At 66.1% G+C, this 10,351-nt stretch carries 4 protein-coding genes, 1 tRNA gene and 1 pseudogene; 2 read left to right on the forward strand and 4 right to left on the reverse strand.

What is annotated here, in order from left to right; genetic code table 11:
• Positions 1–217: 217 nt before the first annotated feature.
• The 4 genes and pseudogenes from FV229_RS22275 to htpG all read right to left on the reverse strand — a co-directional run.
• Positions 218–577: pseudogene (locus FV229_RS22275) on the reverse strand (transposase); the annotation flags it as partial.
• A gap of 1,633 nt (positions 578–2,210) precedes the next feature.
• Positions 2,211–3,872 (reverse strand): hypothetical protein, encoded by a 1,662-nt coding sequence (locus tag FV229_RS22280; RefSeq protein ID WP_147754057.1) that lies wholly within the window; start codon positions 3,870–3,872, stop codon positions 2,211–2,213.
• 71 nt (positions 3,873–3,943) lie between these two features.
• Positions 3,944–4,033, reverse strand: a tRNA-Ser gene (locus tag FV229_RS22285).
• Positions 4,034–4,127: 94 nt separating this feature from the next.
• On the reverse strand, positions 4,128–5,972 hold the full coding sequence (gene htpG / locus FV229_RS22290; RefSeq protein WP_147754058.1) for a molecular chaperone HtpG: 1,845 nt from the start codon (positions 5,970–5,972) through the stop codon (positions 4,128–4,130).
• A gap of 484 nt (positions 5,973–6,456) precedes the next feature.
• On the opposite strand from htpG, the gene FV229_RS22295 reads away from it, so the two are divergent.
• Both FV229_RS22295 and FV229_RS22300 read left to right on the forward strand, forming a co-directional pair.
• A complete protein-coding gene (locus FV229_RS22295; protein WP_147754059.1) occupies positions 6,457–9,879 on the forward strand; it encodes an ATP-binding protein in 3,423 nt (1,140 codons plus the stop codon).
• The coding region (locus FV229_RS22300; RefSeq protein ID WP_147754060.1) for a response regulator at positions 9,872–10,351 on the forward strand (480 nt) is incomplete at its 3' end. The genes FV229_RS22295 and FV229_RS22300, both read left to right, overlap by 8 nt.

A 10,351-nucleotide genomic window follows, 5' to 3' on the forward strand; every position in this document is an offset into this window, starting at 1 on the left:
GTGAGGTGATGGCGAACAAACGGAGAGGAAGAACCAGGACACCCCGATCAATCCGAAGCGCTTCGAGCGCGCTCGATTGAGTGGGACCTGTTCTCCAAGCGGACTTCATCAGGGCGCGCAGCGATCCGCTGCAGATCAGACGCCGTATACATGGCCGCAACCGACCAGTTCACCCGAACCGATCCGACATCCTTGACCCGCAGGAGCCATCCATACACGGATTGAAGTCCGGGCTATAGGCCGGGAGGTAGAGCAAGCGTGCGCCAGCCGCCTCGATGGCTGCCCTCACCTCGGTGACTTTGTGGACGTTCAGGTTGTCGAGGATGACCGTGTCGCCGCGCTTTAGCACCGGAACCAGGGTGCCGGTAACGTAAGTCAGGAAGCGATCGCCGTTTGTCGCTCCGTCGAACAAGGTGGTGGCGACGAGGCCGTTCGTGCGCAGGGCGGCGGTGACGGTGGTGGTCTTGTCGTGCCCGTGTGGAGCGGAGATGCGGCAGCGCTCGCCCCGTGGGGATCGGCCATAGGGCCGCACCATGTTGGTGGCGGCCGACGTCTCGTCGATGAAGATGATACTGTCCAATAAAATAACAGTCCGCCGGTATTGCACCCGCGGACTGCTCTTATATCGCCTGCAAAAGATTTACTATCGAATGCGACGCGGGCACCCTGACTGACGCATCGAGTAAAATTCTGGGCTCACAGTAGTTCTAGTTTCTTCATAGATCGCGGGATTGGAAGCGTCTCTCGCGAAACCGCCACGTTGATAAATGATATTTGTCTCGAAGGAATTGCTTGCGCCCTGTCGGAGAATGCCCTGAGGATTCACTAGATCCACCTGCCTGTTATAAATTACCTGATAACACCTGTCATTCTGAGGAGTTACCTGCTGAGTGAACGATCGGTCATAAGCTCCCTGCTGCGCATGCGCATACCCAGTGGATGCTGCCAAAGCTGCGGCCGCAGCGGCGATAACAAACTGTTTCAAGTTTCGCTCCAAAGATCAAAGTTAAGACATCTAAAGGGATAACGAGGCCGCACCTCATCGTCACTACGTATTTAAAACTGATCCCCCTAGTTCTGCACACCGACCGCTGATGGCTCAATGATTTAACAAACTGTCTTAACGGTCATGTAAGTATAGTATACATTTATAGGAATGTTTGCATAAATTACGTGGATGTGGTAAAGTTGCGGCTTTATTCGTAATTGCTCAGGTCCTTTGGGGTTGTGCACATCGGTTGGCTGGAGGGATGAGGTCGCATTTCCGCTCGACGGCGGGGCTCGTCTGTGAGTCAAAGGGTGGGTGAAGCCACTCGCCTGCCTGTCCGACAAAGATGCCCTGATCGCCCCCCTGATGGAGCGGATCGAGGCGCTGGTGGCCCAGAATGCCGCCTTGATGGCCGAGAACGTGCGCTTGACGGCACGGGTTTCGGAGTTGGAAGCGAAGCTCGGCCTACCACCCAAGACGCCGGACAATTCGAGCCTGCCGCCGTCGAAGGGGCAGAAGTCGTCGCAGCCCTCCGTCCCGAAACGCAAGGCCAAGCCGCATCCCGGCGCATGCCGCCTGCTTCATCCCGACCCGACCCGACCCGACCCGTCAGCACGACGTGCTGGCGCTATCTTGCCAAGCTTGCGGGGCCGACGTGTCGGGGGTGGAGCAGAGCCCATGCGAGACCTACGACCGTGTCGAGATCCCCAGGGTTGAGCCGGACGTGACGCGCAGCGCTGCACGGTGGTGACGCTGACTCAGAAAACTGGTCCGCAAAGAGCGCGGGTTTTTGGGGCATCCTGAACTGAGACGCAGAATTCCCCCTCCCCCCCCAAAAGACACGCAGGAATTGTATTCCTGGAGTGGCTTGTGCGTGCAGTCAGAAGCGCATAACATTTCCGTGTCGATGAACATCTTAAAATTTGAAATTGCTTAGGTTGGCGCGCGGAAAATCGAGTTCTTCCGGGCCCACCCAATGCTTCGCTTGCCTGCTCGGAGCTTAAGGTCGGTACCCACCGATTCAACATGCTTCAGACGCGCGTTTGAGCTGCGCAACCTTTTGGTGTGGCAAGCATTCATGATTCTTCTTCCGGCCAGAAACGTGTTGCAGAACGTTTCACGTCACGCACAACATGATACTTCTTCGGAAGTGCAAGTCGTTGAAAAAGATGGGTCCGTGAAGTCCGGCGTCGCATCGCGTAAGGCGCACCATTTTTCTGTGTTAATTTCTGTAGTGCTTCCTTGGACGACCACCCTTTGGTTGGCGGTGGGCAAATGCTTCGAAATCAATGCGTGAGAGATTTGTCCAATCAACACCTGGTGGTAGGGGGGCTGTCGCGAATGCTTTGAGCTCTTTGTCCGTCATCTGCCCATCGTACTTCTCGTGGACGTCCGTCAATTCGTGGCCGACCTGTAGGCGGACGGCTCGCGACGGGAGCTCAAGATCACGATCGTTCCTAATCTTGCCAGCTCGCAGACCATGAAACGTTCCAGAACGCCGCGGGTCGGCTCCGGATGCCGTGTAGAGTCGGCTCATTCGCTTCTGCGCGGCATCGGCAGGGTCCTTCGCCTGCATCAGCATCGGGAAGACCGGCCCGGGTGAGCTCAGCGCCCAATCCATGAAACCGCAGGTCTCGAAAAGGTCGTGGAGGACGAAAAGACCTAGTGACTCGTCCGTCTTGAAGGGGATCGGCTCCCAGCGTCCGTCGCGCAATTGGTGCGACTGCGAGCGGTAAACCCACACGCCGTTGTAGCGCATGATGTTCTCGCGACGCATGAAGACAAGGAGTCCAAGACGGCGGCCGGTGAGCTGACCTAATGCTGGAAGAAGAGCGTCGGACAATATGCCAGACGCTATGCCCTTCTCGACGATTCGTCCGAACTCATCCTGATCGGGCGCGAACCGTGACTTCGAGGGTGCTGCGCGCTTCGGGATCACGATCCTGCCCTCGAAGGCAATCGGCACTTTTGCGTCAGCGCAGGTCTCCCGCAGTATCGTTTTGATCCTGCTGAGATATGTCTCACGAATGGTTTTTGCGGCTAAACCTTGTCCTTCCTGCGCCTTATTCGCTGCTATGTAATCACGCGCGCGCTCAACGTCGTAGTCCTCCAGCTTAGAGACATTTGGCGGAAGCCAAGCGATTTCGTTGACGAATTCCTGGAGATCGGAGCGCGTGTAGCTGTCGATCGGTTTATCACCGGTGATCGCCAGAAAGATCGCTCTACGGTGTTCGAGGTAGCCGATCTCGGGGTGATGAGGATCGCCGTAGGTCTTCTTGCGGCCTTCGATAAAGCGCTTGGATGCGGTGCTGAACGGTGGGCCTTTCGGACCATCCTTCGTGCACAGCATAGCTCTGATGGCGGCGAGTTCGGCCATGACGGGATCAGGGCGCGCAGCGATGGCGACCGAGCTCATGCCGAGCATGCCGCGGGCGGTATTCTCGTCTTGGAGGGCTGAAACGATCGGCACCTCCAAAAAGGGTCCGCGTGCTGATGACTCCACTTTCATTGCACGGGTGCAGCCGATGTGGCTCAGCGCATCGAAGACGGCATCAACAGCGGGCACGCGAATGTCGTCAGGCAACGCACAGCGGTCGAGCACGGCGAGACCAAGCAATGCCGGCAGGGCAACCGTAAGCTGTTGCTCGATGCGCCTGCGGCTGGCTGCAGGGTCGACAGCGTCCAATGGGCTGCTCCGGATACGCTCGAATTCATAGCGTGCCATTCCCGCGAGGATGTCGGCAATCCGACGCGCCCGCGAATTCGGCACTTGTCCGATCGTCACCCGAATCGGCGCTAGGCGCAAATCTGGGTCGAGGGCCTTCGGCACGCGGATCTGAAAGACAGGGGTCTTACCATTGCGGGTGAGATGACGGCTCGGCACGCGTGTACAATCCCGTGTACATGGCGGGCGAAAGCGCTTTGTGAGAGGGGCTCAGCCTAGGCGAGAAAATGTGGCGGAGAGGGGGGGATTCGAACCCCCGATGGGCTTGCACCCATGCCGCATTTCGAGTGCGGTACAATCAACCGCTCTGCCACCTCTCCGCGAGGTGCCTCGTCGAGACCGGCGGTGCCTAGCATGAAGCACCGCCGGATCACAAGCGCGATCGCGCTTTTTCGATCGCGACCGTCGGTCGGCTCAGGCCTTCCCGGCCAGCGCCGCCGCGACGACCTGGGCGAAGGCGACAGGGTCGCGCGGGGTGTCGCCGTCCTGAATGCGGGCGAGATCGAGGAGGGTGCCGGCCGCCGGCGCGATCGCGTCCTCCGGGCCCTCGGCCAGCGCGCGGATCAGCGGGTGGCGCGGGTTGATCTCCAGGATCGGCTTGCCGCCGCCGGCCGCGCGGCCGGCGCGGCGCAGCAGGCGCTGCATCTGCAGGTCGGGGCCGTTGCCGCCGGCCGCCAGCACCACGGCGCTGTCGACGAGGCGGTCGGTGGCGCGCACGTCCGAGACGTCGTCGGACAAGGCCGCCTTGATCTTGGCGACGAGGTCGTCGACGCCGGCCGGGGCCTCGCCGGCCTCCGCGTCGCCAGAGAACTTCGACAGGTCGAGGGCGCCCTGGGTCACCGAGCGCAGCGGCTTCTCCTCGAAGCGCGCGAGCTGCTCGGGCCAGAACGCGTCGACGTGGTCGGAGAGCAGCAGCACCTCGAGCCCGCGGGCGCGGAAGCCTTCGAGCTGGGGCGAGCGGGCGAGCGCGTCGGCGTCGTCGGCGACGAGGTAGTAGATCGCCTCCTGGCCGTCCTTCATCCGCGAGACGTAGTCGGCGAGCCCGGTCCAGCCTTCCACCGCGGAGGACTTGAAACGCAGCAGCGGCGCGATCTCGGCGCGGCGCTCGTGGTCCTCGTAGATACCTTCCTTCACCACCGGCCCGAAGTTCTCCCAGAAGGCCTGGTAGCCCTCGGCGTCCTTGGCCCGGCTCGTCAGCTCGGAGAGCACGCGGCCGGTGACCGCGCGGCGGATCTTGGCCAGCGCCGGCGTCGTCTGCAGCATCTCGCGCGAGACGTTGAGCGGCAGGTCCTCGGTGTCGACCACGCCCTGCACGAAGCGCAGCCAGGACGGCAGCAGCTTGGCGTCGTCGGTGATGAACATGCGCCGGACGTGCAGGCGCACCTTGCTCTCGCGCTCGCCCTCCACCGCCTGGAACGGCTTCATCCCGGGCACGAACAGCAACGCCGAGAACTCGAGCGCGCCTTCCGCGCGCCAATGCAGCGTCGCCCACGGCTTGTCGAAGTTCATGCCGACCGAGCGGTAGAACTCCTCGTACTGCTCAGGCGTGATCTCGGATTTCGCCTTGCGCCAGAGCGCCGTGCCCTGGTTGGCCGATTCCTCCTTGCCGTCCTCGACGATGGCGATCGGCACGGTGATAAAGTCGGCCCATTTGCGGACCAGGTGGTCGAGGCGGTAGCTCTCGAGGTACTCGTCGGCATCCTCCTTCAGGTGCATCACGATCGTGGTGCCGGGCTCCTCGCGGGTCGCCGGCTCGAGGGTGTAGCTGCCCTGCCCCTCCGAGGCCCAGGTCCAGGCCTCGTCGGTGCCCGTGCGCCGCGAGGTGACCGTGACGCGGTCGGCCACCATGAAGGCGGAATAGAAGCCGACGCCGAACTGGCCGATCAGGCTCGGCTTCTCGTCTTCCTTGCCGTCCTGGGGCTTGGCGTCGGCCAGCGTCTGCGAGAACGCCCGCGTGCCGGAGCGCGCGATTGTGCCGAGGTTCGAGGCGAGATCCTCCTTGCTCATGCCGATGCCGGCATCCGAGACGGTAAGCGTGCGGGCCGCCTTGTCGGGGGTGATCCGCACCTTCGCATCGGCCGGCAGGGCGCTCGCCGCCGAGGTCAGGGCCTCGAACCGGCGGCGGTCCATCGCGTCGGCGGCGTTGGCCACCAGCTCCCGCAGGAAGATCTCGCGGTCGGAGTAGAGGGCGTGGACCACGAGGTCCAACAGCCGCCCGACTTCGGCACCGAAATCGTGCCGTTCCACCGTCTCGCTCACAGTCGTCGCTCCGCTTTCAAAGGAGCGCTGCCCGACGACGCGGATGTCGGCGCGGCGTCGGGAAGCGCGTCAAGACACGATCCGGCGCCGCCCGGCCGGATCGGACCGGGCGCCACCGCGAATGCGGGGGCGATATGCCGTCGCGGGCCCGCGAATTCAATGCTGGCCGCATGCAGGGCCTGTACGGCCGGCCAGGGTGATCGCTCGAAGCCGCGTTCAGCGGGTTCAGGGCGCGAAGAGCGCCCCGCGCAGCGGGCTTTTCAGGACCTCGGTCCTGAAAGGCGTCGAGCGGAGCGAAAGCCTGAGCCCGCGGAGGCGGGCGCCGGCGACTGAGGCCGAAGTCGAACAGGGCAAGCGCTTTCGAGCGATTGCACGACAGGGCCGGCGCACGATTCTTGCGAATCCCGCGCCGATCCGGCCTATCGATGGCGCACGCGCCGCGGGCCATGCCGTCCGGGGACGTTTCGGGACCGACCACCACCCCATGAGCGGGCGCCAGCACATCATCCCGATCCGGCGGGCCTACAACCGCCTCGTCGCCGACGAGACGCTGGAGGACTACGCCCTGCGCTTCACCGCCAAGAAGGCGCGGCGCTGGTCGGCGTTCCAGGTGGCGCAGACGGCGCTCGGCTCGCTCTCGTTCCTGGCGCTGGAGGCGATCGGCGGCACGCTGGTGCTGGCCACCGGGTTCTCGAACACGCTGGCCGCCGTCCTCGTCGTCGGCGTGCTGATCTTCGCCACCGCTGCGCCGATCACGATCTACGCGGCCCGCTACGGCCTCGACATGGACCTGCTCACCCGCGGGGCCGGCTTCGGCTATCTCGGCTCGACCGTGACCTCGCTGATCTACGCGAGCTTCACGTTCCTGTTCTTCGCCATCGAAGCCGCGATCATGGCGCTGGCGCTGCAGCTCTGCTTCGGCCTGCCACTGTGGATCGGGTATCTGGCCTGCGCCGCAGTTGTGATCCCGCTCGTGGCCTACGGCATCCGCCTGATCAGCCGGTTCCAGATCGGGACGCAGCCGCTCTGGGTCGGCCTCAACCTGCTGCCGCTCGCCTGCATCGCCTGGAAGGGCGACGCCCCGCTCGATGCGCTCTTCGCCTTTCCGGGCCTGGCCCCCGGGTCGGGTGCGGGGTTCGACGCGGCCCGCTTCGGGCTCGCCGCCGGCGTGCTGCTGGCGCTCCTGGCGCAGGTCGGCGAGCAGGTCGACTTCCTGCGGTTCGTGCCGGCGCCCGAGGGACCGCGCGACCGGAGCTGGTGGGCGGCGGTGCTGGCGGCCGGCGCCGGCTGGATCGTGCCGGGCATGCTCAAGATCCTCCTCGGCGCGTTCCTCGCGGTGCTGGCGATGGAGCACGGCGTCGCGCCGGAGAACGCCGCCGAGCCGACCCGGATGTACTGGATCGCCTTCGGCTACGTCACGCCCTCGCGGGAGGCGGCGCTTTTCTTGATGACCGCGTTCGTCGTGGTCTCCCAGCTCAAGATCAACCTCACCAACGCCTATGCCGGCTCGATCGCATGGTCGAACTTCTTCTCGCGCCTGACGCACAGCCATCCGGGGCGGGTGGTTTGGCTCGTCTTCAACGTCGCCATCGCGCTGCTGCTGATGGAGCTCGGCATCGACAAGACCATCGCCAGCACGCTGCCGCTCTACGCGGTCGTGGTCTCGGCCTGGGTCGGGGCGCTGGCCTCGGACCTCGCGATCAACAAGCCGCTCGGCCTGTCGCCGCCGGGCATCGAGTTCAAGCGCGCACACCTCTACGCGATCAACCCGGTGGGCACCGGCGCGATGACGCTGGCGCTGCTCGCCGGCACCTTCGCCCATGCAGGGCTGCTCGGGCGCGCGTTGCAGCCCTTCGCGCCGCTCTTGACGCTCGGCGTCGCGTTCGCGGCGGCGCCGTTGATCGCCTGGGCGACAAGCGGGCGCTACTACCTGGCGCGGACGCCGAAGGCGGATTGGGGGCGGCCCGAGATCGTCTGCCGGGTCTGCGAGCTGCCGTTCGAGGGCGAGGACATGGCCCATTGCCCGGCCTATGACGGGCCGATCTGCTCGCTGTGCTGCTCCCTGGACGCCCGCTGCGGCGACCTGTGCAAGCCGCACGGCAAGCTGGAGGCGCAGGCGCAGGCCGTGCTCGGCCGGATCGTGCCGGCGCGCACCGCCGCCTGGATCGGCGCGCCGCTCGGGCGCTACCTCGCCCTGATGCTGACGCTGGTGGCCGTGGTCGGGCTGATCCTCGGCATCGTCCACGCCGGGGCGACGCTGGAGCATCCCGAGCACCGCGTGGCGCTGCGCGCCGCGCTGACCAGCGTGTTCTTCATCCTCGTCGTCATCCTCGGCGTGGTCGCGTGGCTGTTCGTGCTGGCGCACGAGAGCCGCCGCGTCGCGCAGGCCGAGACGCGGCGCCAGACCGCCCTGCTCGAGGCCGAGATCGAGGCGCACAAGGTCACCGACGCCAAGCTCCAGACCGCCAAGGAGACGGCGGAGGCCGCCAACCTCGCCAAGAGCCGCTACGTCGTCGGCATCAGCCACGAGCTGCGCACGCCCTTGAGCGCCGTGCTCGGCTACGCCCAGCTGTTGGAGGGCGACGCGGCGATCCCGCCAGCGCGCCAGAACGGCATCCGGGTGATCCGGCGCAGCGCCCAGCACCTCTCGGGCCTGATCGACGGCCTCCTCGACATCTCGCGGATGGAGGCGGGCCGCCTGCAGATCCATCGCGACGAGATCCGCATCGCCGAGGTGCTCGACCAGATCGTCGACATGGTGCGGCTGCAGGCGCAGAGCGCCGGCCTCGACTTCCGCTTCACCCGGCCCGAGATCCTGCCCGCGGTGGTCGCCACCGACGAGAAGCGCCTGCGGCAGGTGCTGCTGAACCTGCTCTCCAACGCGATCAAGTTCACCCAGGCCGGCCACGTCGCGCTCGACCTGAGCTACCGCAGCCAGGTGGCGGTGTTCACCATCCGCGACACCGGGCCTGGCATCCCCGAGTCCGACCTGGAGCGGATCTTCGAGCCGTTCGAGCGCGGGACGACCCCGGCCGCCGCCGGCACGCCGGGGACCGGGCTCGGGCTCACCATCGCCAACCTGCTGGCGCAGGTGATGGGCGGCGAGATCTCGGTGACGAGCGAGCTCGGCCGCGGCACGACCTTCCGCTTCCGCCTGATGCTGTCCGCGATCACCCGCGCCGCGCCGATCCCGGTCCCGCCGGCGATCCCAACCCGCGCCTACGTCGGCGCGCGGCGGACGGTGCTGGTCGCCGACGACGACGCCGGGCACCGCGCGCTGATGCGCGAGATCCTGGAGCCGGAGGGGTTCGTCGTGGTCGAGGCGATCGACGGTCCCGCCTGCCTCGCCGCAGCCGAGGCCGAACGCCCGGACCTGCTGCTCCTCGACATCGCGATGCCGGGACTGTCCGGCTGGGCGGTCGCCAAGCGCCTGCGGGAGGCGGGGTTCGCCGGGCGGATCGCGATGATGTCGGCCAACGTCCACGAGATCAGCCCGATCCGCGGCGACGACGCCCCGCACGACGCGATCATCGCAAAGCCCTTCGACCTGCGCGACTTCCTCGAACGGGTCACGCAGCTCCTCGGCCTCGAATGGGCGGGCGCCCCGGAGGCGGAGCCCGAACCGAGGGCGACACCCTCCGCGGAAGCCTCGGGGCCGTCGCCGCAGCAGGTCGGCGACCTGCTGCGGCTCGGGCGGATCGGGCACATCCGCGGCATCGAGGCCAAGCTCGCCGAGATGGCGCAGGATGCGAGCGTGCCGGATGCGTTCGTCGCGCGGATGCGCGGCCTCGTGGCCGATTTCGACATGCGGCGCTACCTGAGCGTGCTGCAGGCGATGGCGGACGGCATGGCGGACGGCATGGCGGATCGCGCGGCCGCGTCGGAGGGAGCCGCCGTCGATGGCTGAGCCGCAGCGCGACATCGTCCTGGTCGTCGACGATTCCCCCGACACCTTGAACTTCCTCACCGAGGCGATCGAGCGCTCCGGGGCGACCGTCCTCGTCGCGGTGGCGGGCGACCTCGCCCTGGCGCTCGTCGACGAGATCACCCCCGACGTGATCCTGCTCGACGCGATGATGCCCGGCATGGACGGGTTCGAGACCTGCCGCCGCCTCAAGGCGAAGCCGCACGTCGCGCACGTGCCGGTGATCTTCATGACAGGGCTGACCGAGACCGAGCACATCGTGAAGGGGCTCGGTGCCGGCGGCGTCGATTACGTCACCAAGCCGATCGCGCCCGACGAGATCCTGGCGCGCATCCGCGTGCATCTGGCGAGCGCGCGGGCGGCGCAGAGCGCGCGCGCGGCCCTCGATACCGCGGGCCGCACGCTGTTCGCCGTGGACGCGGCCGGCGCCGTGGCGTGGTGCACGCCGCAGGCC

Origin of the sequence: Methylobacterium sp. WL120 (assembly GCF_008039465.1) — a bacterium.
Lineage (GTDB): Bacteria > Pseudomonadota > Alphaproteobacteria > Rhizobiales > Beijerinckiaceae > Methylobacterium > Methylobacterium cerastii.

Bases quoted from the DNA above. Each gene is read 5' to 3' on its own strand.
- FV229_RS22295 (WP_147754059.1), top strand. From the start codon at position 6,457: ATGAGCGGGCGCCAGCACATCATCCCGATCCGGCGGGCCTACAACCGC.